23 protein-coding genes and 2 pseudogenes are annotated in these 22792 nt (G+C 65.3%); 10 read left to right on the forward strand and 15 right to left on the reverse strand.

Translation table 11 applies throughout. The features are described 5' to 3' along the window. The first annotated feature begins 1032 nt into the window (after positions 1 to 1032). Positions 1033 to 1554 carry a hypothetical protein gene (locus ACV7NQ_RS43220; protein ID WP_463364766.1) on the forward strand — a complete coding sequence of 174 codons (522 nt, stop codon included), beginning with the start codon at positions 1033 to 1035 and terminating at the stop codon, positions 1552 to 1554. A gap of 402 nt (positions 1555 to 1956) precedes the next feature. On the opposite strand, the gene ACV7NQ_RS43225 is transcribed toward ACV7NQ_RS43220, so the two are convergent. Next, positions 1957 to 2247, reverse strand: coding sequence for a hypothetical protein (locus ACV7NQ_RS43225; protein ID WP_463364767.1), 291 nt, complete (start codon positions 2245 to 2247; stop codon positions 1957 to 1959). 208 nt (positions 2248 to 2455) lie between these two features. Between ACV7NQ_RS43225 and ACV7NQ_RS43230 the strand changes: the two genes are divergently transcribed. Next, entirely contained in the window at positions 2456 to 2839 is a 384-nt protein-coding gene (locus tag ACV7NQ_RS43230) for a winged helix-turn-helix transcriptional regulator (RefSeq protein WP_463364768.1), read from the forward strand. A 755-nt stretch (positions 2840 to 3594) separates the two neighbouring features. On the opposite strand, the gene ACV7NQ_RS43235 is transcribed toward ACV7NQ_RS43230, so the two are convergent. Together ACV7NQ_RS43235 and ACV7NQ_RS43240 are read right to left on the reverse strand one after the other, a co-directional pair. After that, a complete protein-coding gene (locus ACV7NQ_RS43235) occupies positions 3595 to 4158 on the reverse strand; it encodes a P-loop NTPase family protein (protein ID WP_463364769.1) in 564 nt (187 codons plus the stop codon). A 213-nt stretch (positions 4159 to 4371) separates the two neighbouring features. Beyond that, positions 4372 to 4911 carry a YaeQ family protein gene (locus ACV7NQ_RS43240; protein ID WP_463364770.1) on the reverse strand — a complete coding sequence of 180 codons (540 nt, stop codon included), beginning with the start codon at positions 4909 to 4911 and terminating at the stop codon, positions 4372 to 4374. A gap of 155 nt (positions 4912 to 5066) precedes the next feature. Here ACV7NQ_RS43240 and ACV7NQ_RS43245 point away from each other — a divergent pair, with 155 nt between their 5' ends. Continuing rightward, positions 5067 to 5327 (forward strand): DUF7800 domain-containing protein, encoded by a 261-nt coding sequence (locus ACV7NQ_RS43245; protein WP_463364771.1) that lies wholly within the window; start codon positions 5067 to 5069, stop codon positions 5325 to 5327. Positions 5328 to 5467: 140 nt separating this feature from the next. On the opposite strand, the gene ACV7NQ_RS43250 is transcribed toward ACV7NQ_RS43245, so the two are convergent. The 4 genes from ACV7NQ_RS43250 to ACV7NQ_RS43265 all read right to left on the reverse strand — a co-directional run bounded on the left by ACV7NQ_RS43250 (position 5468) and on the right by ACV7NQ_RS43265 (position 7561). Further along, positions 5468 to 5860 (reverse strand): LLM class flavin-dependent oxidoreductase, encoded by a 393-nt coding sequence (locus ACV7NQ_RS43250; RefSeq protein WP_463364772.1) that lies wholly within the window; start codon positions 5858 to 5860, stop codon positions 5468 to 5470. A gap of 275 nt (positions 5861 to 6135) precedes the next feature. After that, entirely contained in the window at positions 6136 to 7128 is a 993-nt protein-coding gene (locus ACV7NQ_RS43255) for an alpha/beta hydrolase (RefSeq protein ID WP_463364773.1), read from the reverse strand. A gap of 29 nt (positions 7129 to 7157) precedes the next feature. Further along, on the reverse strand, positions 7158 to 7316 hold the full coding sequence (locus tag ACV7NQ_RS43260) for a hypothetical protein (protein ID WP_463364774.1): 159 nt from the start codon (positions 7314 to 7316) through the stop codon (positions 7158 to 7160). A gap of 8 nt (positions 7317 to 7324) precedes the next feature. After that, a complete protein-coding gene (locus ACV7NQ_RS43265; protein WP_463364775.1) occupies positions 7325 to 7561 on the reverse strand; it encodes an acyl-ACP desaturase in 237 nt (78 codons plus the stop codon). 765 nt (positions 7562 to 8326) lie between these two features. Between ACV7NQ_RS43265 and ACV7NQ_RS43270 the strand changes: the two genes are divergently transcribed. Next, complete coding sequence (locus ACV7NQ_RS43270) at positions 8327 to 9877, forward strand: acyl-CoA carboxylase subunit beta (protein ID WP_463364776.1); 1551 nt, start codon at positions 8327 to 8329, stop codon at positions 9875 to 9877. 230 nt (positions 9878 to 10107) lie between these two features. Here the strand turns inward: ACV7NQ_RS43270 and ACV7NQ_RS43275 are convergent, their stop codons facing one another. Then, positions 10108 to 10716, reverse strand: a complete 609-nt coding sequence (locus ACV7NQ_RS43275) for an Rv1733c family protein (RefSeq protein WP_463364777.1) — start codon at positions 10714 to 10716, stop codon at positions 10108 to 10110. Next, positions 10713 to 11357: a TetR/AcrR family transcriptional regulator gene (locus ACV7NQ_RS43280; RefSeq protein ID WP_463364778.1), complete on the reverse strand. Its 645-nt coding sequence runs from the start codon at positions 11355 to 11357 to the stop codon at positions 10713 to 10715. The genes ACV7NQ_RS43275 and ACV7NQ_RS43280 overlap by 4 nt, the downstream gene beginning before the upstream one ends. 194 nt (positions 11358 to 11551) lie before the next feature. On the opposite strand from ACV7NQ_RS43280, the pseudogene ACV7NQ_RS43285 reads away from it, so the two are divergent. Continuing rightward, positions 11552 to 12005 (forward strand): annotated as a pseudogene (locus tag ACV7NQ_RS43285) (carboxyl transferase domain-containing protein); the annotation flags it as partial. A gap of 160 nt (positions 12006 to 12165) precedes the next feature. On the opposite strand, the gene ACV7NQ_RS43290 reads toward ACV7NQ_RS43285, so the two are convergent. The 4 genes from ACV7NQ_RS43290 to ACV7NQ_RS43305 all read right to left on the reverse strand — a co-directional run bounded on the left by ACV7NQ_RS43290 (position 12166) and on the right by ACV7NQ_RS43305 (position 17461). After that, positions 12166 to 13113, reverse strand: a complete 948-nt coding sequence (locus ACV7NQ_RS43290) for a helix-turn-helix domain-containing protein (RefSeq protein WP_463364779.1) — start codon at positions 13111 to 13113, stop codon at positions 12166 to 12168. A 168-nt stretch (positions 13114 to 13281) separates the two neighbouring features. Further along, a complete protein-coding gene (locus ACV7NQ_RS43295; protein WP_463364780.1) occupies positions 13282 to 14367 on the reverse strand; it encodes a fused (3R)-hydroxyacyl-ACP dehydratase subunits HadA/HadB in 1086 nt (361 codons plus the stop codon). A 205-nt stretch (positions 14368 to 14572) separates the two neighbouring features. Continuing rightward, entirely contained in the window at positions 14573 to 16012 is a 1440-nt protein-coding gene (locus ACV7NQ_RS43300) for a lipase family protein (RefSeq protein WP_463364781.1), read from the reverse strand. Positions 16013 to 16237: 225 nt separating this feature from the next. Further along, positions 16238 to 17461, reverse strand: coding sequence for a lipase family protein (locus ACV7NQ_RS43305; protein WP_463364782.1), 1224 nt, complete (start codon positions 17459 to 17461; stop codon positions 16238 to 16240). A 575-nt stretch (positions 17462 to 18036) separates the two neighbouring features. Here ACV7NQ_RS43305 and ACV7NQ_RS43310 point away from each other — a divergent pair. After that, positions 18037 to 18552, forward strand: coding sequence for a DUF2599 domain-containing protein (locus ACV7NQ_RS43310; protein WP_463364783.1), 516 nt, complete (start codon positions 18037 to 18039; stop codon positions 18550 to 18552). Positions 18553 to 19010: 458 nt separating this feature from the next. Here the strand turns inward: ACV7NQ_RS43310 and ACV7NQ_RS43315 are convergent, their stop codons facing one another. Together ACV7NQ_RS43315 and ACV7NQ_RS43320 are read right to left on the reverse strand one after the other, a co-directional pair. Continuing rightward, positions 19011 to 19898: a helix-turn-helix domain-containing protein gene (locus ACV7NQ_RS43315; RefSeq protein WP_463364784.1), complete on the reverse strand. Its 888-nt coding sequence runs from the start codon at positions 19896 to 19898 to the stop codon at positions 19011 to 19013. Positions 19899 to 19986: 88 nt separating this feature from the next. Continuing rightward, entirely contained in the window at positions 19987 to 20208 is a 222-nt protein-coding gene (locus ACV7NQ_RS43320) for a DUF397 domain-containing protein (protein WP_463364785.1), read from the reverse strand. A 508-nt stretch (positions 20209 to 20716) separates the two neighbouring features. On the opposite strand from ACV7NQ_RS43320, the pseudogene ACV7NQ_RS43325 reads away from it, so the two are divergent. The 4 genes and pseudogenes from ACV7NQ_RS43325 (at position 20717) to ACV7NQ_RS43340 (ending at position 22748) form a co-directional block, all read left to right on the forward strand. Beyond that, a pseudogene (locus tag ACV7NQ_RS43325) lies at positions 20717 to 21326 on the forward strand (SAM-dependent methyltransferase). Between the two features lie 197 nt (positions 21327 to 21523). Continuing rightward, on the forward strand, positions 21524 to 21760 hold the full coding sequence (locus tag ACV7NQ_RS43330) for a hypothetical protein (protein WP_463364786.1): 237 nt from the start codon (positions 21524 to 21526) through the stop codon (positions 21758 to 21760). 243 nt (positions 21761 to 22003) lie between these two features. Then, complete coding sequence (locus tag ACV7NQ_RS43335; RefSeq protein WP_463364787.1) at positions 22004 to 22216, forward strand: helix-turn-helix domain-containing protein; 213 nt, start codon at positions 22004 to 22006, stop codon at positions 22214 to 22216. 97 nt (positions 22217 to 22313) lie between these two features. Further along, positions 22314 to 22748 (forward strand): CBS domain-containing protein, encoded by a 435-nt coding sequence (locus tag ACV7NQ_RS43340; RefSeq protein WP_463364788.1) that lies wholly within the window; start codon positions 22314 to 22316, stop codon positions 22746 to 22748. The last annotated feature ends 44 nt before the right edge of the window (positions 22749 to 22792 follow it).

A 22792-nucleotide genomic window follows, 5' to 3' on the forward strand; every position in this document is an offset into this window, starting at 1 on the left:
CCGCGCCGCACGCGCGGTGCGGACCTGAGCCGAGCCTCATTCCTGCCGCCTGATCGCCGACAGGTGCCGAGGGCGGCAGCCGGCCGCCGCAGTCCCACCAATTGTCGCAACCATGCGCTCTGTCCCACCGGGCCGCGGCCGGCGAGTTCCTGAGCAACCGACGGCAGCTGGTCACCGCGCACGACGACTTATGTGTCGCGCTGGACACGGCGGAGCGCGCCCAACTGGCTGCCCTGCTCGAGCCCATCGCCGAGCAGCACTGCCCGACCCCCGGCGTTCACCCGGGAAACCGCCACCTCCCGGCGGGGCGAAGCACGGGCACGGTCACCCATGAGACGCTGCGATCCAGGTGCCCATGCAGCGAATCAAGCTCCGCCGCAACAATATCCACGACCACCCGGCACGCTACCAACCAAAGTGGGAGAGTCGAGGGCTGGCGCGGTGGCGAGTGATCGGCTTTAGGTCTGTGCGCTCCTGGCTGCGGTTTCCCGCAGGCAGCTTTCGTTTCGACCTTGGCCGACATCGCTTCCGTTTCCAGCCCTCGCCCGTCAAACCGTGCATGCGGTTCTCCCGCACACGGCTTACCGATGTTCTTCACCGACGGCGTTCGACCTTCCAGGCCCGAAAAGGCCTGGGCGGGACGCCGATCCCATCGAGGCTGATCGGGCCCAGGTGATTCTCCGACAGCAACACCCGGGTCATCCCCCATCCCCGGGCTCGGCGTCGTTTCCTCCGTTTCGACAACCAAAACGCGAGCCGGGTCAGAGCGTAGTTCCTGATAGACGGGTCGTGGTTATAGCAGAACGGTCCACCTCGGATGTCCGCGATTCCGCACCAAAACTCGACTTTTGCGCGACTTCAGATCGATTCGCGACTGATACTTCGTTTCGGTAACTGACAGTATCCAAAATTGCTGCAAATTTGCCTATAATTCTGGACGGGTAATAGAATTCTGAGTCTAGGTTCTGTCTTTACCGCTGTCGAAGCTCTGCTGCTGGACCAGTCCTGTCACTCATCGAGAGAGGTCATGACATGTCTATTGCCAAGAAAGCAGCCGGAACGGCCTGCGCATTGGCGATTTTCAGCACTCCGTTCGTTTTCGCACAGATAGCTCCTGCTGAGCCGCTGAACGGTGGGTGTAGCGGGGGAACGGTAACGTTCAACACCACGCCCCTCGGTTTGATGCCGACGCACGTCAACGGGACCCTTGACGGCAATTTCGCCGGCTGCGCGGGAACCCCGAGCCCGTCGGCCGCACTGCACGGTAACTTCACCGGCGACAACGCGAACTGCTTCGCTATCCCGGCCTTCGTGAACGGGACGATCACCTGGGCGAATGGCGAGGTCAGCGAATTCGCCGGACCGTTCTTCGTGCCCGGCGGCATCACCGCCGCGCCACCTGTCAACACCGTGGCCATCGTCAACGGCCCCGGTGCCGGCGGGCAACTCGTCGTGGACCAAGGCGCGGTCGACGGCGTCCGCCAGATAGGACCGTGCATCGCGGGCACGACACGCCAGGGCTTGCTCCCCATCAACGGTCTGCGCTTCCACTGAACGCGCGGTGAACAGCGGGGTGCCGAGCTCAGCGAGCTCGACACCCCGCTCGATACTACCGCAGTCGTACACCTCCGGACGCAACGCCACCATGATGGACCTCGCCGCGCAACTGACCGCCACAGTCACCCAGTCCTCACGGGAAGCTCCTGCGGAATTACCCCACTGCCGCGGTAGGCGACTACCCGGGTGAGCATGTCTACTACCGACTCGCGACCGGACTGCAACTCTGCAGCGACTATGACGCCGCGATCAGCGCCGTCGACCCGGCTGCCGAATCGGTCGGTGCCAAGGCTATCTGACCCATCATCGAGCGCTACGCCGCGCTGCCGCGGCCGATCGTCGACGCCCGATCGCGGAAGAACGCCACGCAGCGCGGCGCTCAAGTCCGGTCAGTGTTTATCACCGCGTTGCCAGATAGTTCGCGGTCGCCTCGGCGCTGACTTCGATTGCGCTTCGATTGCGGCGGCGTTGATCTCGTCGCGCCAGCAGCCAACCGGTCCGACGATTTCGGCGGACGACTATATGCTGAACGATCCCGTCCACAAGGTACTGAGAATCCAGGGAACGCGGTACTCCAGGTGCTGAACAGGCCATCGAGAGGATCGCAGACTGCGGGCTTGCCAGCCGCATGATGTTGAGCTTGTCGAGGCCGCGGAACAGCGCGATGTACAACGCGGGCAGGATCGCCAAGTACTTGGCGATGTCGAGCCGCCAGGACCGCCCGGTAGCTCACTCGTCGGGCCCGACCAGGGAACACCAGCGACGCGGTCTCGCTACCTCCGTATCCGACTTTCCCGATCGACCCTACGGAGCGGGCTATCCTTTGGTAAGGACATACCTTATGGTAAGCTCCGGAGTCAGGGGGTGGTGTCCAGCAAGTGGAAGGTTGACGCGGGACATGAGTGATGTATTTCACGTCGACTGTCCAGCGCGCATGGTGCTCGATCACGTCACTAGCCGCTGGGCCGTGCTGATACTGATGGCGATACACGATGGCCCGCTGCGATTCTCCGAACTGCACGCCAAGATCGAGGGCATCAGCGAGAAAATGCTGGCCCAGACGTTGCGGACCCTGGTCGAAGACGGCTTGATCAGGCGTACTGTTCATCCCTCGACACCGCCGACGGTCAGCTACGGGCCGACAGACCTCGGCGACGGCATCACGCAACTCTTGGATGGGTTGATGAGCTGGATCGGGGAACACGCGGCCGAGGTCTACGCCGCACAGTCGGCCTACCGCGAGGGGTCGACGCCTGCCGAGAGCCGAGCCGCACGGCAGTGATGCGATCACGGCCACCCAAGGTCGTTGCCCGGGATTCGCGACGCGCGATTCGGCATCGCCGACGGACTTCGGCCGGATCATGGACAACCTCTCCGTTCGACTGCCGCTGTAACTGGCACCCACACGGTGCAGCCATTGTTAGGGCCGTCGCAGACCGGCACGGAGCCGGTGGACTCAACTCACCTGACACGCAGGAGAGGTAGGCGATGTGTCCTTCGGAGGCGTTCGGCGCGAACGCATCCGGAAGCACGGGCTTGCCGAGCCTGTCGGAGTCGAGCTTTGCGCGTCGCCGGAAGTCTTGTTCGGACGAACGCGATAGCTCTATTGACTGCTCTAATCGGGCGACTGCTGCGCCGACGCGGCCCTCGCAGCCATGCCGCGGCGTCAACGTCCTTCGTCGGAATGACGTTGATCGGCAACGAACTTCGTCGCCTCACGTCTCCACCCGCAGCCGACGGGCCCTGGCCGACCATTATCAACGGACGCCCCAGACGTCGATGCGCGATCATGAGTTGACTGTGGGGTGGGCGTGCGTACCAACCCACAGCCGTCTTCCGTTGTATCAGCACACGATGCGGGCGTCGGTCAGGATGCCGACCACGTCCAGCCACCCGACGAGCCCATTGTTCTCCGCAGGGTGGCGGACACAGACCGCGCGGTATGCGGCAGGTGCGGATGTCGGCCACCGGTGCCGATGCTAGGGGCGAGAAAGCCTGTCGGACAACCGATGAGCGGAAAGAGGCAAGTTCCCGCGACTATCGTGAGGATGCACCCGGCACGCCATCGAGCCTCGCAAGAAAGGCGGCGGCTTCGCGATGCGAGCGCAGCCGGACAAACTCCATGCCCTGGTAGGTCGGGTCAGCCTGTGCGGCGAGGTAACGCGTCCGATTCTGAACATGGGTCGCCCACGCCCACATGATCACCGACCGCTGCGGGTCAAGGGAGAACATGTCTCGCCAGCGTTCTCGGTTGCCGTTCCACTGCTCGCGTCCGGTCAGCGCACGGCCAAGTGTCCGTTCGATGATCTGGCGCATTACCAGCTGTCGGGGCAAGTCGAACTTGCCACGACATCGGCGCGGGCACCACACCAGGTCTCCGACCTTGCCTCGGTAGTTGCCGCCGACCACCCACGCGTCCCTCGCGATCTGTTCGGCGACTGCAGTCCGGAATTGTTGCTCCGGCATCGCCATCCAGCCCGCTTGGTGATGGATCGCGTCGAGCCCCACATGAACCCTGAGCCGTTGGGAGATCCTTCTCGCCAATGCGCTCTTGCCCGAGCCCGAGGTCCCGAACACCGAGATCCGCCGCTTCACAACCACCAAGGCCTTATCCGCCCCGGCGGGAGCATGCGTGGCTCCGACGCCCAGACCGAGGCGCAAGCCCTGCGGCGATCCCTCCCGGCGCGGAAAGGCCCGAACGAACACCCTGAAATCGGCACTGCAGGATGTTGACTTCTTCTGGTCATCGTGATCGTCCGTGAGTGTCTCGTCGTGAGATGCCGCGGGCACCGACTTCGGCGAAAACCGCACGGCTTATCCGAGCCGGTGCTCTTCGACTGCGGTGCTGAAGCTCATGCCGTTGAGGTCCAGGTACAACAGGCGCTCGGTGATCGACAGAGTGACGGTGTTACGCCGTTCGATGGCGGCGACGGCGGAATCGATGAAGTCGCGATCGAAGCTGTAAAACCCGATCGCCTCGGCGCGATGGATCCGCTTGCCAGCGAGTTGTACCAGCACTTTGGCTGGGTCGCGATGGGTGTAGATGGCGGCGCGGCCAGCCAGCTTGCTGCCCCGGTGCAGGCGCTCCGCGTCGGGGGCGCCAACTTCGATCCACGCGGTGATGCGGCCGGTGAGATCGCGCACCAGCACCGCAGGCTCGTCGGTGGCGGAAATGCCTTCGCTGAAAGCGATGCCTTCCTGGTACTCGAGGCAGTAGGCCAGCAGCCGCGTCAGCATGAACTCGGCGGTTTCGGAAGGGTGACGCGCCAAGCGCAGTTCCAGATCCTGATAGACATCGCGGTCGATGTCGGCCAGTTGGACGGCGAAGTTGTGGAGTGTTGCGCTGATGGCCATAGGGGCCCGAGCTTAGCCTTGGAAGAATTCGCTGTTCGGCCCACCCACAGCCCCAACACTGACTAGCGGGACCTGTCCAGACGCACCCTCATCGGCATTATGGGACGTCGGAGTTCCCAACCTTGTTGCCGCCCAACGAAGTAGCGTCTGTTCCTATGGCGGAGTTGGTTCTGGGCCCGGCGTTGCGGCACGTCGACGCGACCTCGGCGACCGTCTGGGTGGAAACGGACGGTGCGTGCGAGGTGGATGTTCTGGGACGGCGCACCCGCACGTTCCAGGTGGGCGAGCAGCACTTCGCGCTGGTCGTCGTCGACGGACTGGAACCGGACGCGTCGATTCCGCTCGACGACTGGATCGAGCAAAACGCCGTGGGCGACTTCGACCATCTGCTGATCGGATCGTCTCGCCGTGGCTGATGCCGCACGCGGTGAGCCACCTCCGGTCACTCAATGAGCGCGCGACGGGTCTGCCGGGGTGGCGCGGTCGGCTCGGCGAGAAGCTCAGGCAGGTCGCGGATTTGGAGCACTGGCCCGCGTTCCGCGCGTCATTCGAACAGTTAGCGCAGCTGATCCACCGGCTGGGCACCGCACCGGAGGCACCCAGCACGAACTGCGTGCTGTCCGGCGACGTGCACCACAGCTATGTTGCGTGCGCCGCCTACGCGCAGCCGACGAATCCCAGGTGCTGCAGTTGGTGTGCTCACCGGTGCACAACGATCCGCCCAAGGTGTTCCGCGCGGCGTTCGCGCTGTCATGGGCGGCGCCGATCGCTTCGGCGCTACGGTGGCTTGCGGCCAGGCGCGGGATCTCACCCGATCCGGTCGCTGGTGGTTCGGCAACATCACCCCACCGGTCCCGATCTGAATCCGCGAGGTCGCCGCTGCTGCCGACGCCGCGAGCACCGTCGGCGCCGACCCGGCAACACCCGGCACGCTGTGGTGCTCGGACACCCAAAACCGGTAATACCCCCCTCGGCCAGCCGCGCAAACCGACTTTCTAACGCAACGCCTCCGGATGGTTTTGTCCGCGCCGCACTCGCGAGCGATCCAAGATCGAGAACCGAACCGATTCGAGTGCCGCAGTCATATCCGATATCAACGCCCCCACTCATTCCATGGCGCCTGCACCCGGGCCGTCTGCGCGCCTCTTCTGAGGCCAGCGGGCCTCCCGCCCGGTAGCGTGCTCAGGTTTCAGGAGCAGCACCCGAGCGGCCGGCTGACCCGTGTCACTCCGGTTCAGGTAGGCCAAGCGCTGGGCCGAGGACGCGCCAGGCGCGTGGCAACTCGACTTCGAAATTGGGCCAGGCATGCATGCCTGCGGGTTGGTAGTCGACGGTGACGGGAATGTGGAGTTCGCCGAGGCGGGCTGCGAAGCGGTCGGTGCAGGAGCGGGCGCCTGCCTCCAGTACGGCTCCGCCGCCCGCGAGTCGGAGGGCATCGACGACAGACGGTGCGTTGGCGATGGCCTGGAGGTCGGGCGCGGTGGGGAGTCCGGAGGCGGCGGAGAGGTAGATCGCAGTGCCGCGCAGGATTTCAGCGCCGAGAACGCTGTCGTGGGCGGCCCATTCGGGAGATGTTGGTGGGCCCCAGAGGTTTTCGACGTTGCCACCGCGGGAGGCGACGGTGATGGTGGTGACGGCGTGGCCCAATGGGTCTGCGGTGGAATAGCATCCGCTCATGCCCGCGACGGCGTGAAACAGGCTAGGGTGGCGCTGGGCGAGCATCATGGCCGCCTGTGCGCCCATCGATACTCCCGCGATCGCACGGCGGCCATCGGATTTCAGCAGGGATTCGACAACGGGCGGGAGCTCCTCGGTGAGGAAGCTTTCCCACCGGTTCAGCCCGAGGGCCGCGTCGTGGCGTTCCCAGTCGCTGTACATGCTGCCGGTGCCGCCGCTGGTCAATACGACGTCGACGGGCTTGTCGGCGAAGAACTCCGCCGCGCGGCCCTTGGTGAGCCAGCCGGAGGTGGGGTCGCCGTCGACGCCGTCGAGCAGGTATAGGGTCGGTCGCGGTGCGGAGCCGGTGCCGCGCAGCACGTCGACGGTGATGATCCGCCCCATCGCGGCCGAGGCGATGTTCAGGCGTTCCCGGTGCGCGCCGAGGTCCTCCCCACTGATGAGCCCGGTTCGGGTTATCGCCGGATCCACCGGTGGCGGTGGCGGGTCCAGCACGTCGCCGAGCGCGGGCGCGGCTGTGACCGCAGCGATGACTGCCATTGCCGCGGCCGTGATCGGAACTCGTAGGCTCATCCCGCTGCGGCGACTCGCTCTGCCCGTCGGGCGGCTGCCCGGTCGCGCTGCTCCTCGAAACGCCGTGCCTTGACTTCCCATTCGTCGAGGTATGCGCCGAGTTCCTTGCGCGTGCGATCCACGTCGCCGGACCAGGTCGGTGCGTTCGAACACATCCCACGCCTCAGCACCGGACGAACCACACATCGAGATGCTGACGCAGGTCGTAGATTCCGTTCTTGGCCAACACCACCGCGCTGCGACGGAAGCTGGGCTGGGTGAGGCCGGGCATCTGGAACTGGGTCACGATATTCGTGATAGCACCCAGCATCTCGTTCGGCGTCAGCTCCAACGCTGCGGCACTCAGGTTGCGGTAGAAGATCATGTGCAAGTTCTCGTCGGCGGCGATGCGTTGCAGCATACGCTCGGCGATCGGTTCGCCGCACGCGGTTGCCGGTGTGCGGTGACTGATCCCAGCGGGCGGCGGATCTGCTGATGTCGGCCGGTGGCGTCCCACCCGCTGCCGCGGCCACCAGATTTCTCGTGGTGGTCGCGATATCGCCGGGCGCGCCCGGTGAGTGAATTATCAAATGTTCGACCAGTTTTGATTCCAAGCGGGTGGCACCCGAGCCGGCGTGTATGCCCACCGTGACTCAGGAAGGCTGGCGACCGTCGGCGCCGAAAAGGTGTTGCGAAGGCAGAATCAGGGATCTCATCAGCCGATACTCCAGAGGTTGGGCGAACTCACAAGCGGCCGTCGGGTTTTCGAGACAATAGGGGTCACGTGGTCCAGGCTTCGAAAATACCCGACGATTATTTCAAGCCGCCGTTCTGCGGACGCGGCAGTTTCGAGACGCAGCGCCGACCGCGCATAACCGGCGCTGCGTCACGGTCACCCTACGATCGCGGCCACGCCGCAGACCCTTGCGAAGCTGTCTTCTGGACTGTTCATCAGCAGGTCGACGGCCGCCAGGGACAAACCACAACACCTGCGGAGGCGGCCCGCCGTGGGCCCGGATGGGGCCGTCGACCAGAGCGAACCCCTCGAACCTGTAAGCTGCGCCGTCAGGACAGCAGAAGATCCGTGCTTTGGATCATATCCCCGATACCATCGAGCGCCGCGCCCCCATTCGGTGAACCCCGGGCGGACCAACGGCGACGGCGAGTTCGAAGGGCATCACCACACATGAGCGGCACGCGAGAAAAGCTGGAACAGTTACATGGCATCCTGGAGCTTGCCCAGGAACCGGCCGGCGAAGCCGGGATCGCGAAACGCAAGGCCAAAGAGATACCGAGCGCCCGGGAGCGGGTGCGGATGCTGCTCGATGCCGGCACCTTCATCGAGTTGGGCGCGCTGGTGCGACAGCCCGCGACGCCCGGCGCCATGTATGGCGACGGCGTGGTGACTGGCCACGGCCTCATCGACGGCAGGCCGGTGGTGGTGATCGCGCACGACCAGACCGTGTTCGGTGGCTCGGTGGGCGAGATGTTCGGCCGCAAGGTCGCCAACGCGCTGGACTTCGCGCTGAACAATGCCTGCCCGGTCGTGGCGGTCAACGATTCCGGCGGCGCGCGCATCCAGGACGCGGTGGCCTCGCTGGCCTGGTATGCCTTGATGAGCCGACGTCAGGGACCGTTGTCCGGCTTCGTCCCGCAGGTCTCGATCATGCTCGGCAAGTGCGCGGCCGGATCGGTGTACGCGCCGGTGAACACCGACATCCTCATCGCGACCGAGAACTCCTACATGTTCGTCACCGGACCCGAGGTCATCAAAGAGGTGACCGGCGAGGCCGTGACCATGGATGAACTCGGCGGTGCGCGCGTGCAGGCGGCCAACGGCACCGTCCACCATGTCGCCGCCACCGAGCAGGCCGCCTTCGACTGGGCCAGGAATTACCTCAGCTACCTCCCGTCGAGCGTCATGGAACAGGGACCGATCGTGAACCCGGGCCTGGAGCCGGAGATCACCGCCTCCGACCTCGAGCTGGACTCGATCATCCCCGACTCGGACCGCGCCGGCTACGACATGCACGACATCCTGTTGCGCCTCTTCGACGACGGCGACTTCCTCGAGATCGGTGCGACCACCGCGCAGAACCTCATCACCGGCTTCACTCGCGTCGACGGGCGCAGCGTCGGCGTCGTCGCCAACCAGCCGATGGCGCTCGGCGGCGCCATCGATGCGAAGTGCTCCGACAAGGCGACCCATTTCATCCGCCTGTGCAATGCCTTCCGGATACCACTGGTGTTCGTCGTGGACACCCCGGGCGTGCTCCCGGGTGTCGAGGAGGAGCGCAGCGGCGTCATCAAGCGCGGCGGGCGCTTCTTCCGCGCCGTGCTCGAGTCGACCGTGCCGATCGTGACGGTCGTGGTGCGCAAGGCCTACGGCGGCGGCTACGCGGTGATGGGCTGCAAGCAGCTCGGCGCTGATATCAGTCTGGCCTGGCCCACCGCGCGCATCGCGGTGATGGGCGCCGAGAGCATGGTCACCATCGTCGGCAAGCGCCAGCTGGCCGAGGTGCCCGTTGATCAGCGAGCCGCCGTGCGGGACTTCATGATCAACCAGTACAACGAGACCGTCGCCACGCCGTGGATCGCTGCCGAGCGCGGCTACATCGACGCTGTCATCGAGCCGTCTCGCACTCGGCTGGAAATCCGCCAGGCACTGCGACTGCTCCGCGACAAGGAAGCCTCGATCGAACCCGAGAACCGCAAGCACAGTCTGTTCCCGGTTTAACCCGTCGCGAATGCCGCCGATTGTGCTGTCTCACAACATAACCCGGCGGCATTCGTGGGATGTCCGAGGTCTATTCGCCCGCTGAGCCGTGGATCGCACGAGTGCCTAACGTTGGCGGCGTGCCCGGCCCTCGCACGCCGCGTTGTGGCCGGGTACGCGGTGTGCCTGCCGAGTCTGTTCCCTACCCCTTACTCGGCGGCACACCGCACTGTGATCAAAATCAATTGTGATCAACTCTGATCGGGCCGGGTGCCGTGGTTGCCCCAGGTGAGTCCGAATGTCGCCCACTCGGTTTCCCACTGCCGGGAGCGTCGACGATCGAGGCTGTGGCGTAGCAGCACATAGCTGCTGCCGAAGAAGACCAGGGCCGCGAATACCGCGCTGGTGGTGATCACGACGGCCTTGCTGATGGCCCGGGTGGCCGAGGGGGGGTCGACCACGTTTCCGGCGCCATTGAGCCAGATGGACACGGTGCCACCGGGTTCGACGATTCCGGTGGCCTGGTAGTCGCTGGTGTGGGTGGTGCCGTCCGGATCGAGCCACGACACCTTCGCCGGCGTCACCGGCGCATAGATCAGCGTCTCGCCGACCTCGAGGACCGTCGCGTCGACTTGGTGCAGCTGCGCCGCCTCCGCCTGTGTGGCGCGGGTTTCCGTCTGGTACACCCGACTGCCTATGGTCATCGCCGCCACCGGAACGATGATCAGGAACAGCAGCACCAATACCGCGCCGACCACCGATTGGAGGCGATCCTCGCGCCTGCGCATCGGATTACGATCCAACCCGACGCGTCGGCACGTCCGGCGGACAGCATTCGCATTCACCGACCCTGTGGTCATGACGGTGACTCCTCGTGATGGACATCGGTAGTCAGCCAGGCGAGGGTGCCGAAGAAGCCCTCGACGAGCTCGGGCAGGCTGTGGGGATCCGTGCCAACGGACCAGGCCTGCAACGCCGCGATGAACATCCCGGAACCCGCCGCAACGGCCGCGGCCGGACGCAGATCCACTGCAGAGTCAATACCCAGCCTGGCCGCGATAATGCGCACCGACTCCTGTTGTCCCGCCAGCCGGATGCGCTGATAGCCCGCGAACAACGCGGGCTCGTCGTCGAATCGTTGGAACAGCACCCAGCGGCGCACCAGCAGTTCCGCGCGCGGGCCACCGTATTCCGCTGCCAGCCAGTCCTGCACGGCATGTCGGTACGCGGCCAGCGGCGGCTCGCCCGCGGGGCGGCGGCACAGCGCCTCGTTCAACAGGTGCACATCCTGGTCGAGATCGGCGAGGACGGCCTCCTCGATGGAGGCGAAGTGGCGGCTGAAGGTCCGCCGGGTGACCCCGGCGCGCTCGGCGATGTCCTCGACCGCCACCGAACCCAGTCCGCGCTCGGTGAACAAGTCGTATGCGGCAGCCGACAGCGCCGCCCGACTACGGCGAGTACGCAGCCTGCGGCCGTCCAGGTCGACTTCGCCGCCACCCATACCATCATCGTAACAGGCTTATTGTCTCATTGGGACAATAGTTGGGCGGCTGCGTAATTAAATTGTCGTGACATCGTCCAACTCGCCCCCACCGCGACTGTGAGCTGCCCAGACGCCACGAAATCCGTCGCCAGGCGCTCCCCGGAGGGATACCGTTGGCCAGAGGACGACGAAGTCGAAAAGCGGCATCCAGCATGACGAGCACTGAAACGCTGGAGCACCTGTACCGCATCCTCGAGGTTGCGGCGGAACCGGCGAGCGAGTCCGGCATCGCGAAACGGGCGAGCAAGGGCATACCCAGTGCCCGGGACCGGGTGCGCGCGCTGCTCGACCCCGGCACCTTCGTCGAGATCGGCGCCTGGTGCGCCAGCCGGGGAAGGCCGACGCGATGGCAGGCCGGTGGTGGTGGTCGCACACGACCAGACCGTCTTCGGCGGCTCGGTCGGCGAGATGTTCGGACGCAAGGTCGCGGCCTCGCTGAAGTTCGCGTTCGAAAAGGCCTGTCCGGTGGTGGCGATCAACGATTCCGGCGGCGCCCGCATCCAGGACGCGGTGACCTCACTGGCCTGGTATGCCGTGATGAGCTGACGCCAGGAACGGCTGTCGGGGTTCGTCCCGCAGGTGTCGATCATGCTCGGCAAGTGCGCGCCCCACCGCGCGCATCGCGGTGGGAGGCGTCGCGAAACAGATCATGGCATCCGGGGTCGGGCGCACCTACCGCCCCGACTCGGCGTTCAGACAGTTGCGCCACCTGGCCGAATGGGATTCGGCCTGCCCGGTGGTTATGCCGCCGCCGCCCTGATATCGGTCACGACGGGTGCCATCCCGACGGTCGATCGACCGTGCGGGGCAACCGATTCCGCAGCGCCTCCAGCAGACTGACCGTATATTCCGGCGGGGCGGCGTGCACCGACAACATGTTCGCCACCCGCAGGTAGACATCGAGGTCGGCCAGCTTGTCCAGGTACAGGGCGCTGGTCAGCTGCTGGATGTAGACGATGTCGGGCAGATCGTTCTCCGCGAAGCGCAAGACCGTGAAGGCTCCGTCCGCGAGTGCGGGCCCGCCTACATGGTCGGCAAGCACCTGGATGGTGACGTGCGGTTGCGCCGCCACCCGAACCAGGTGGTCGAGCTGGTCGCGCCACACCGTCGAGCCACCGATCGGGCGGCGCAACGCCGTCTCCTCCACGATTACCCACAGGTGTAGCGGCTCGGGCCGCGACAGGATGTGCTGGCGACGCATCCGCAACGCCACCCGCCGATCGATCGCATCGGCGGGTTCGTCCGGATGCGCGAGCGACAGCAGCGCGCGGGCATAATCCGCGGTCTGCAATAGCTCGGGCACCGCCCTCGGCTCGTAACAGCGAATCAGCCGCGCCGCTTGCTCCAGGCCCAGGTAGGTGTCGAACCATTTCGGCAGCCAATCGTTGTCGCGATGCCACCAGCCCGACGCGCTCGCCTGCCTGGCCAGCTCGACGAACTCCTCGACCTCCTCGGCATCGGTGACACCGTAGAAGGTGAGCAGGTCGACCAGATCGCGTTGCCGGAAGCCGACCCGTCCCAGCTCCAGTCGGCTGATCTTCGAATGCGATCCGCGAATGGCTTCGCCTGCGTCCTCACGGGTGATGCTGCGGTCCTCGCGCAGCCGCCGCATCCGGCCACCGAGAGTCATGCGCAGTACCGTGGGTCCGCCGCCGGCGACCACACCTCCGGCAAACGGGGCGTCGTCCCCTGGTCGGACCTCCGAAGTGCGCATGAATCGAGTCTGCCACGCGACCACCACGACTTTCTACAGCCAAAGTACCTTAGCAGCACGAACATTCGTACCGATGTGCACAAATTCGTCCAGCCGCGACTGCCCGGTCCCCCCTTGATTCATTCGTGATAGCTCTGCGCGAATCTCGGGTTCGCCAAATCTCGGGTTTCAGCGCAACAGCACCTCCGCGGTCGCCCGGCCGAATAGCTTGCGACCGTCACAGGTCGCGGTGATCGCGACCGTCGCCGCCCTGCGGCGCGCATCGACGGACTTGATCCGGCCGCGGAACTCGATCTCGCTATTGCGCTCGGGCGCCACCGGCGCGAAGCCGGCGAAGCGGACGCCGTACTCGGTAACCGCGGCTGGATCGCCCAACCACTCGGTGAGGTAGCCCGCACCGAGGCCCATGGTCAGCAGTCCGTGCGACACCACATCGGGCAGGCCCGCAGCGGCCGCGACACGGTCACTGAAGTGGATCGGATTCGAATCACCCGACACTCCGGCGTAATTCACCAGATCGCCGCGCGACAGCGACAGCACCCGGGTGGGCAGTTCCGCGCCGACGGCCAGCTCGTCGAAACCGGGCGCGGTGTGCGGTACCCGCACGCGCGTCTCGTCGATCGCACTGGCGGGCGCCGGCTCGTCGAAGCATTCGACGACTCCCGGATCCGCCGCGCCGGATTCGCGTCGCCGCGCCTCGCCGAGCCGATCGGCCAGTCCCTGGCCGCTCATGATGACACCGTCCACCGCGGTGGCGATATCGGTGGTCACCTCGGCGCCGGTCCGCGCGACCACGGTCGTGTACGCGGTCTGCAGCAGTTGCCTGTGCTGGTTGGTGAGCACGTTCTTGGTGACCATGAAGTCTTTGTCGCCGAACTGCCGGAACGAATCGACGAAGGCGTCGCAGCGCACCTGATCACCGGCGACCAGGGGTCGATGCACCTGAATGGTCTGCTCGGTCTGCAACACCTGGCTGATGTCGTAGCCGGTAAGCACCGACTCGAACATCCCGCGCTGCATCAGCAGCCAGACAATCGAGGAGAAGGTCAGCGGCGCGATCAGCGCGTCGTAACCCAGCTCCCACGCCGCCGACTCCTGCCAGTGCGCCGGGTGGTAATCCTGTACGGCACGGGCGAATTCGCGAATCTTTTCCCGGCCCACCTCATAGTGGTCGACCATCCGATAGTGGCGCCCAACCATCGCCTTCGCCTGTTCGGATGCCTGTCCTGACACTTGTCCCGACAGGACGCTCATGCTGTTGTTCATCTGCCTCTTTCGTCAATCCGGTCTGTCACCTCGCCCGGACCGGCCCACCGTACCGAGACGGCGGGCAGCGCCAGCGGCGCTCGACGGAAAGTCTGGGCACCGCAACAACAGACAACGTGCAACACCGTCACATGTCATAGATCGTCGGCGCCGCCGCAATCGCAACGGTATCGCCGCGGCAAATGCATAATTCTCAGCATTCATCGGGCGCGGGCACGCCCTGCAACCGCTGATCCAGCCAGTCCATCGCCTCCGGATAGCCCAGGCCCGCGGCGATAATGTGCTCGCCGAGCACACTGCGGTAGACCGAGGGGACACCGAGTCCGCACTGCTCGCGGTACAGATTGCGGGCGCCCTCGGCGGGGATCCAGAACTCCTGCTCGCCGTTGTAGATGTAGAGCGGCGTCGCCGATTCCATGCCTGCCATCCGCGTCACCTGATAGATCTCCTCGGCAAGCCCGGAGTGCAGCGGGTCGGCGAAGTTCGCCGCGACATCGATGGGCAACATCAGCACCCCGACGATGCCGAAGCCACTGCCGCACAGGTCCTTCAAGGGCGAGGTCGCCACCCACTGTGCCAGATTGTTCATGCGGCCCAGGATTTCGGGACGTTCCCGGCCGATGGCGAAGGTCGCGGCCATGAACACCGCGGAGGCGAGATTGCCGTTCATGCTGCGCGCCAGTATCTCGAAGTCGGCGGGCACGCCGCCCAATGCCGCACCGACAATCACATCCGCCAACTCCGGTGCGTAACTGTCGATCAGCTTGACCGCACCGTGCGTGGCGATCGCACCACCCGAGTACCCGGCCATCCCGAACCGACTGTCCCCGAATTCATCCGGCCGCAGTCCACGCACCGCGCGGATCGCATCCAGCACGGCGTGCCCGGCGACGTACGGTTCCGCGTAGGCCATCAAAGGTCCCTCGTGGTCGGGAATCAGCACGGCGTACCCACGTAACGTCGCCAATTGTGTTGTCGGCGGGATGAAGTCGGTGAGGCTGGTGTTCGACGACAGGCCGTGCGCGAGGCTGTAGCCGGGCGTGCAGTCGCGTCCGAGCGCATCGATCGGCAGGTTGTTCACCACCACCGGCCTGCTACCGGAACCGAGCCACGCGGCCGCCGGAACAACCAGTGTCGCGGTCGCATATGACGGCAGCCCATGCGCGTCGGTGGTGCGGAACTTCAGCAGCAGCGCCTGCCGGATCGGGACCAGCACCAGCGGTGCGGCGGACGCCGTGATGTCGCGGACCTCGATCACCTGACCCTCGGCGAACGTGTCCAGGTTCGCGGGCCAGAGATCGAAGATCGGATCGCCGACCGGCGCGGGCAGCACGGCCTGCCGCAGCGCGGCCAGCGCGGGCGACAGACCCGAGGCCGACACCATCGGCGCGGGCTGATGCGGCATGGACACGATCGGTGGCGGTGGCACCACACGATCGATCCATTCCTGTAAGCCGGGCAGGATCGAGCCGCTGGCATCCGGTGCCAACAACCCGGGCAGTCCCGAAAGATCGGGAAGCGCGGGCAATCCCGGCGGCGGGGGCGGATCCGGTGGCGGCTCGGCGGCCGCCTGCCCCACCAGCAGCGGACATGCCAGTAGCAACGTGAAGAAGATGGCACGCAAGCATCTCATGACACACGCCTCTGGGTACGACGTCGGGTTGCCTGGCGCCCGGAGAGATGATGCGGCCTTCGACCCCCGAAATGCCCCTGTCGTACCGAGACCAGGAAGTCAGGTTAACCCGCCGGGCCCGGTCGTGCCCGAGTTGTGTGTGTCATGTCGCCATATCGAAACAACCGAGACGAGTCCCGATTACAGCGAATCGTATTCGGCCCGGTTATCGCCCGAGTTCCCTTCTCAGCAGTTGGTCGGTGGCGGCTCGCCGCGGAAGCGGGCGTTCAGCCAGCCCAGCGCCGCGGGGAGGCCGAGCAGCGCGGCGGTGAGGTGATCGGGCGTCGGCGTCAACTCCGACTCCACCCGAGTCCCGGCCGCACACCACCGGTGGTCGGTGTTGTTGATCGCGTCGACCGGGATGAGTCCGTCGATCGGCGAATGCCATTCGAAGACCGGCATTTTCGGCACGCCGTCGTAGAGCTCGAGGCTGTTCTCCTCGACTACCGCGCGGGCGTCGCCATCGTTGATCATCGACGTCGTCTTCGCGAAGTCCATCACGCCGTGTCCCGCACCCGCGGCGAGGATGTCATTGGTGCAGCTGTTGGCCATGGCCGCACGCGCCGCCAGCCCGCGGTCGTTGAGCTGGTCGCTGAGCGGGAACCGGTCGGGGTACTCGCGTTCCAGTCCGAGACCGGCTGCCAGCGCCAGCCCGAACACCGGATGCGAACCGAGGCCGAGGGATTCGAGCATCTTCACCAGGTTCATCGGCACACCGCCCATTGCCGCGCCGACGATGTCTAGTTCCGGTGCGTACCTGGGCGCCAGCGCGGCCGCCCACGCGGTGGCCATGCCGCCGCCGGAGTAACCGACCATTCCGACCGGGCTCTTCTCGACCTGGAGCTCGGACACCTTCTTGACCGCGCGCACTCCGTCGAGGGTGATCTGACCGCCCAATTTCGCTGCGCCATAGGCAAATTGGGGTCCGAGATGATCGGGCAGCGCCACCGACCAACCCTGTTTCAGCAGCACATTCCAGGCGGGCGCCTCCCGCACCATCAGATTCGGATCGTCGGTGTATAGCACCCGCGATACCGAGCATTCCGCGCCGAGGCCGTTGATGATGTGCTGGTAGGACAGCAGCGGGCCGTCCTTCTGGTGACCGCGTGGCGTGAGCACGGTGGTGATCGCCGCGATCGGCTTGCCCTGGGAGTTGGTGGAGCGGAACCGCACAACCGTCACGGTTGTGTCGGGAAAGATCGGCAGCGGCGGCATCGCGCGCACGCCGATCACGTCGCCGGGCCTCATATCGGCCAGGTCCGCCGGCGCCGCGTAGAATGGATCCGGATCCGCCGCCGGGTAGATCGGTGCGCTGTGGCCGACCCCGGCGGCTGCCATCACCATCAGCGAGCCGACCGCCATCGCGCCCAGTGTGCGCAGCCGCGCCCGCCCCTGCCTCTTCTTGCTCATCGAGCGTTGGGCATGCCTCATCGACGGTGCCTCCAGAATGGGTCCAACGTTGTGATCATCGTGGACAATAGCCGCTCGAAAGGGCAGATAGTGAATGAAACATTTTGACAATTCACAAGTTTCGGGTGTCAGGTCTGTCCCGCCGTCCGGTGGTCCTGGTGACAATCCCCGACCGCCCCGGATCTGCCTGTGACATGTCCAGCCCATCAGCAGGAACATGTTCTCCACCAGTGTGGGACTTACCGTCACATACACCGGCGCCATTGCCGCGTCGGTCCGGAGGGTCCGGAGGGAGACGGCGGCATGGACGGCACTGCGCGAAAATTGCAGCGCACCACCTCGGTGACCACACCGGCGAGTTGCTCGTCCTCGCCGTCGCGAGCCCGGCCGACGCGAACCCCAGTGAAACCGCCATAGCCCCCGTCATCATCTGAGTCCGCATCATCGACCGACTATTGTCAGGTCCCACTCCGCCCGGCACGACACCACAATCGGTGACGCGACCGCGCCGAACCGCGCAGTCGGCTTGCGAGTGGCTACGCTCGGATGGCGACAACCAAGCGGGAGGAGCGACAGTGGTGCAGTGGAACCCGATTTCACGGGTGCGGTCCGGCGCGGCGATCCTGCTGTGCGTGGCGCTGCTGCCAGCGGGCGGCTGCGGTTCCGATCAGTCGTCGACGGCCGCCACGACAGCCGTAGCGCCGACCACCACCGCGACCACCACCGCCGCCATGCCGATCTCCACTCCGCTCGCCGCGGTGCCCACCGTGGATCCCTACGCGGATCAGGCCCTCATCGACCACGTCGAGTGGACCGAGGGCATCGACGGGGCGCAGCTGCTCGTCTTCCCGACCCAGGCCGGGCGGCACACCACCTTCCCCGGCTCCGACGAACGCGCCTGGCAGGAGGTGCTCGCGCAGTCCGCGGACGCCGACTCCCCCGGCATGCGCGATCAGTTCATCTGTCATTGGGAATGGGCACGGATGGTGGCTCCCAATAAACCGAGCTGGAATCTGGAACCCTGGCGTCCGGCCGTCGGCTACCAGGCCACCGTCCAGGCCAGCTGCAACCCCGGCGGCCCCGAACGCTAGTCCTCGCTCTGTTCACACAGCGACCAGAAAGACATCCCAGGAGCTTTGATGTCCAAGCTGTAAGCCGAACGCGTGGACCCGCACCGGTCCTTCCTGTACCAGATGCATGTCGACGACGAGGCCGCGGAGGCCCACCGCTTCACTGATCACTTCATCGCCACGCGATGGCCGACGACTGGGACCTCGAGGCCCTCCAGGCCGCCACTTTCTGGCGCATCGCCTCGACTTTCATCGAGCAGTGAGCTAGCGCTCCCCCGCCGCGTCTTCAGCGGACCAGCGGGCCGCCAGATCCGCGGTTGCGGGCCTGCGGCAAACTGCCCTTCCGGGTATATACACACCCGATAGCTAATCCATGTACGTTTGAAATACGTTGACGCACATAATTATTTAGTCAAATGAAAGAGCCCCGGACAGCCTGCTATCGGGGCTCTTTCGATAAGTGCTGCTCGCGGGCGAATCTACAGCGCCGCAGCGTATCCCGCGAGTATCTCGACGGACTGTTCCGGACGCTCGGACTGCACACTGAGCCGGTCCATGACCGACAGGTACGTCGCCAGGTCCTGCCGCCGGTCCAGATACAGCGCGCTGGTGAGCTGCTCGAGGTAGACGATGTCGGGCAGTTCGGGCTCGGCGAAACGCAGGATACTGAACGAGCTACCCGCGGCCGCGTGCTCCCCTGCCGAATACGGCAGTACCTGGATGGTGACGTTGGGCAGTTCACTGAGCTTGATGAGGTGCTCCATCTGCTCACGCTGTACGCGTGCACCGCCCACCGGACGATGCAGCGCGGCCTCGTCGATCACGGCCCACACAATCGGCGGATCGGACCGATGCAGGATCTCCTGCCTGCGCTGCCGCACCGTGACGCGCCGATCCATATCGGCGTCCTCGTAGCCGAGCGACACTACCGCCCTTGCGTATTCGGGCGTCTGCAACAGTCCGGGAATCAGATTCGCCTCGTAGGTGCGGATCTTGTTCGCCGCTTGCTCCAAGCCGAGGTACGTGCCGAACCAGGACGGCAGCAGATCGTTATAACGATGCCACCAGCCTGGCTCGTTCGCCTGCCTGGCGAGGTCTAGGAACCGCTCCCGCTCAACGAGGTCGTCGACGCCGTAGAGACTGAGTAGGTCCCGGATATCGCGTTCTTTGAAGCCGGTACGGCCCAGTTCTAGCCGACTGATCTTGGCGTGCGAACCGCGAATGGCGTCGCCCGCAGCCTCCCGGGTGATATTCGCCTTCTCCCGGAGCCTGCGTAGTTGGCCGCCGAGCGCGATCCGCAGCACAGTCGGACCACGTTCCGCGACAACCGATTGCACGCGACCGTCGTCATCGGGTTCTGCGATCATGAAGTCATCTCCGATACTCGGGTTTGACGACAGTGTGTCACAAACACCCCTGTTCGAAACACACCGCACCGACCGCCGATGTTACCGCTCAGCTAGTCAGATCGTCGAACTCCCCGGCCTTCGCGCCGCGGACGAACGCATCGATCTCCGGACGGGTGTAGAACAGCACGCCGCCTTCGAGATCCCGCGAATTCCGCACGGCCACAAGACCATTGGTCGCCTCGGCTACTTCGACGCAGTTCCCGCTCGGATTACTGAACGAGCTCTTGCGCCAACTTCCGTCGATCTTGTTCATGGATAAATCCGACATTTCCCCGCTCCTCGGTTGCGCCAGTGGATCACTCGAGTAAGGTTCTTGCAGATGCACTCTCAAACGTTCTTGCATCTGCACCGACATTTGGACGATAGCACGGAGTTCGTCCCAGCGCGCCTACAAATTCAGACCCCTCGGTTCGCTCGCGACGTCCACCGCATTCGGCCACCGAATTACCGTGCTCAGCTCCCCGATCCCGACTGTCTCGCAGGCGCGAATCTTGTACTGTCACAGTGCACATCGGATGTACCAGCCATTCGCGACACCCGCCGCGCCAGCTCGCCTCGGCGTGCCGCACATGCCTTCTGAGGAGCACAACCCATGCCCGATGACCACAGTCCGCTGATCCGGACCGACATTCCACATTCGGCGCGAATCTGGAACTACTGGATGGGTGGCAAGGACTATTACGAAATCGATCGAGTCGCCGGCGACGCCGGTATCGAGGTGGACCCCGACATCACCACCATGGCGGTGCAGTCCAGGCAAGTTCCTGATCCGCGCGGTGAGCTACCTGGCGGGCGAGGTCGGCATCCGCCAGTTCCTCGATATCGGCACCGGCCTGCCCACCATGCAGAACACCCACGAGGTCGCCCAGAGTGTCGCGCCCGAAGGTCGTCTACGTCGACAGCGATCCGCTGGTGCTCACCCACGCCCGGGCGCTACTGACCAGCACCTCGGACGAGGGGGTGACCACCTACATCAACTCCGACTTCCACAACTCGGAGCAGATCATCGCCGACGCCAAGAACGTGCTGAACCTCAACGAGCCGGTCGCCGTGATGTTCATGGGCGTGCTCGGCCATGCCAAGACCTATGACGACTTGCTGCGCATCGTGCACACGGTGCTGGACGCGGTGCCCTCGGGCAGTTACCTGGTGATGTGGGACGGCACCGACGACAGCCAGGCATACGTCACACTGTGCGAGAACTACACCGGCACCGGCGGCACCCCCTATGTGCCGCGCCCCCAAGCCCAAATCCGCGCCGTCTTCGACGGCTTGGAGCTAGTTGACCCCGGCTTCGTCTCCATGACGAAGTGGCGGCAGGGCGATACCCAGGTGGGCGAAATCAGGCCCATCTCCGCGTACTGCGGGGTCGCTCGCAAACCCTGAGTAGTTCCGAAACCGGTAGCGACGCACTCCCCGGCCGACAACCGCCGGTGCTTTTTCTATCGATTGTTCGTGCAAATGTACTTGCATCTGTAAGCTACGGCGGCCTAGACTCAGTCCCAGAATCCGGGAGGTACGCAGGGAGTTCGCGCCGGCGTCGACACAAACAGCCTCCTAACGCCACACGCGAGGGGCGGACGATGAGCCAGCCATTTCGAACTCCCCACCGGGTCGCGATCGTCGGCGCCACAGGGATCTACACACTGCTTCCGCACCCAGCACCGGACTTCCCGGGGGCAGACTGCGGCGCCGAACCGCGCGGCCTCACCTACCGGCAGGCTCGCGAAATCTTGCATGTGCACGACGTCCACGGCCCGCAGTGCAGGCAGTGGCTCGCCGCAGCCGCTTACCTATCCGCCGGGCTCGACGACGAGTAGACGCCAATCGGTTGGCCCGCAAGGTAATCCGCGGTGACCCGCCGCTCGTGCGCCACGGACACGATCTGGAGCGTCCTCCAATGACCGGGTAATGCGATGTGATCGAAGCACAATCGGGCGTCTCACAACGGATCTCACCGATAGCCACCCACACTGATTACACTTTCGTATAGTGATGCACACGATTCGGGCTCAGTTCTATTACGCCCGACGTGGCACTGGAGTGACTCGTATGACCCCGAATTGTTCGACACCATGCGCGCCTACCTCGATAACGATATTAACCGGCAGCTCATCGCGCGGCAGCTCTATATCCACCCGAATACCGTCGACTACCGGCTGCGTCGCATCTCGCAACTCACCACCATCCACCTGGCCACCTCGGCCGGTATCTCGCAGGCAGCGATCGCGCTGTTGGCGCGAGATCTCGGCCGCAGCGGCGCGCGGCGGCTGTAGCTCAGGAGATCCCGTCTCGACCCGATGCGGATTCGTGCTGGTCAAGCGGTCGCGGACGAGGGATCCTTGAAGTGCAGCGACGTCTGGATGGGGAAATATGCGAATAGCCGAGATCTTGCGCAGAAAAGGCAGCGAGGTGGCCACCGTGCGGCCTGAGGCGACGGTGCGCAGCCTGCTCGACACGCTCGCCGAACACAACATCGGAGCGGTGGTCGTATCGCCGGACGGCAACCGGATCGCGGGCATCGTCTCCGAGCGCGATGTGGTGCGCAGCCTGCACGCGCGCGGCGCGGACCTGCTCGACACCCCGGTCTCCGCGATCATGACCGTCGATGTGCGCACCTGCGCGCCCGGCGACGCGGTCGAGGGGCTGCGCCGCACCATGACCGAGCACCGCGTCCGGCATCTGCCGGTGGTGCACGAGGGCCTGTTGATCGGCATCGTCAGCATCGGCGACGTGGTGAAGAGCGCGATCTCCGAACTCGCCACCGAGCGCGAGCATCTGGTCGAGTATCTGCAGGGCAAATACTGAACGACCGCGCGCCGGGTGACTCGTGAAAGACGTTGTCTACAAGA

It is taken from the genome of Nocardia sp. Tas62D01 (assembly GCF_055232035.1).

Coding starts and splice junctions, on each gene's coding strand:
- ACV7NQ_RS43230 (WP_463364768.1), top strand. CDS start 2,456: ATGAGTGATGTATTTCACGTCGACTGTCCAGCGCGCATGGTGCTCGAT.
- ACV7NQ_RS43245 (WP_463364771.1), top strand. CDS start 5,067: ATGGCGGAGTTGGTTCTGGGCCCGGCGTTGCGGCACGTCGACGCGACC.
- ACV7NQ_RS43270 (WP_463364776.1), top strand. CDS start 8,327: ATGAGCGGCACGCGAGAAAAGCTGGAACAGTTACATGGCATCCTGGAG.
- ACV7NQ_RS43340 (WP_463364788.1), top strand. CDS start 22,314: ATGCGAATAGCCGAGATCTTGCGCAGAAAAGGCAGCGAGGTGGCCACC.
- ACV7NQ_RS43290 (WP_463364779.1), bottom strand. CDS start 13,113: ATGCGCACTTCGGAGGTCCGACCAGGGGACGACGCCCCGTTTGCCGGA.
- ACV7NQ_RS43300 (WP_463364781.1), bottom strand. CDS start 16,012: ATGAGATGCTTGCGTGCCATCTTCTTCACGTTGCTACTGGCATGTCCG.
- ACV7NQ_RS43265 (WP_463364775.1), bottom strand. CDS start 7,561: ATGCTGCAACGCATCGCCGCCGACGAGAACTTGCACATGATCTTCTAC.
- ACV7NQ_RS43275 (WP_463364777.1), bottom strand. CDS start 10,716: ATGACCACAGGGTCGGTGAATGCGAATGCTGTCCGCCGGACGTGCCGA.
- ACV7NQ_RS43320 (WP_463364785.1), bottom strand. CDS start 20,208: ATGTCGGATTTATCCATGAACAAGATCGACGGAAGTTGGCGCAAGAGC.
- ACV7NQ_RS43255 (WP_463364773.1), bottom strand. CDS start 7,128: ATGGCAGTCATCGCTGCGGTCACAGCCGCGCCCGCGCTCGGCGACGTG.
- ACV7NQ_RS43305 (WP_463364782.1), bottom strand. CDS start 17,461: ATGAGCAAGAAGAGGCAGGGGCGGGCGCGGCTGCGCACACTGGGCGCG.
- ACV7NQ_RS43295 (WP_463364780.1), bottom strand. CDS start 14,367: ATGAGCGTCCTGTCGGGACAAGTGTCAGGACAGGCATCCGAACAGGCG.
- ACV7NQ_RS43280 (WP_463364778.1), bottom strand. CDS start 11,357: ATGGGTGGCGGCGAAGTCGACCTGGACGGCCGCAGGCTGCGTACTCGC.
- ACV7NQ_RS43330 (WP_463364786.1), top strand. CDS start 21,524: ATGAGCCAGCCATTTCGAACTCCCCACCGGGTCGCGATCGTCGGCGCC.
- ACV7NQ_RS43240 (WP_463364770.1), bottom strand. CDS start 4,911: ATGGCCATCAGCGCAACACTCCACAACTTCGCCGTCCAACTGGCCGAC.
- ACV7NQ_RS43315 (WP_463364784.1), bottom strand. CDS start 19,898: ATGATCGCAGAACCCGATGACGACGGTCGCGTGCAATCGGTTGTCGCG.
- ACV7NQ_RS43260 (WP_463364774.1), bottom strand. CDS start 7,316: ATGTGTTCGAACGCACCGACCTGGTCCGGCGACGTGGATCGCACGCGC.
- ACV7NQ_RS43220 (WP_463364766.1), top strand. CDS start 1,033: ATGTCTATTGCCAAGAAAGCAGCCGGAACGGCCTGCGCATTGGCGATT.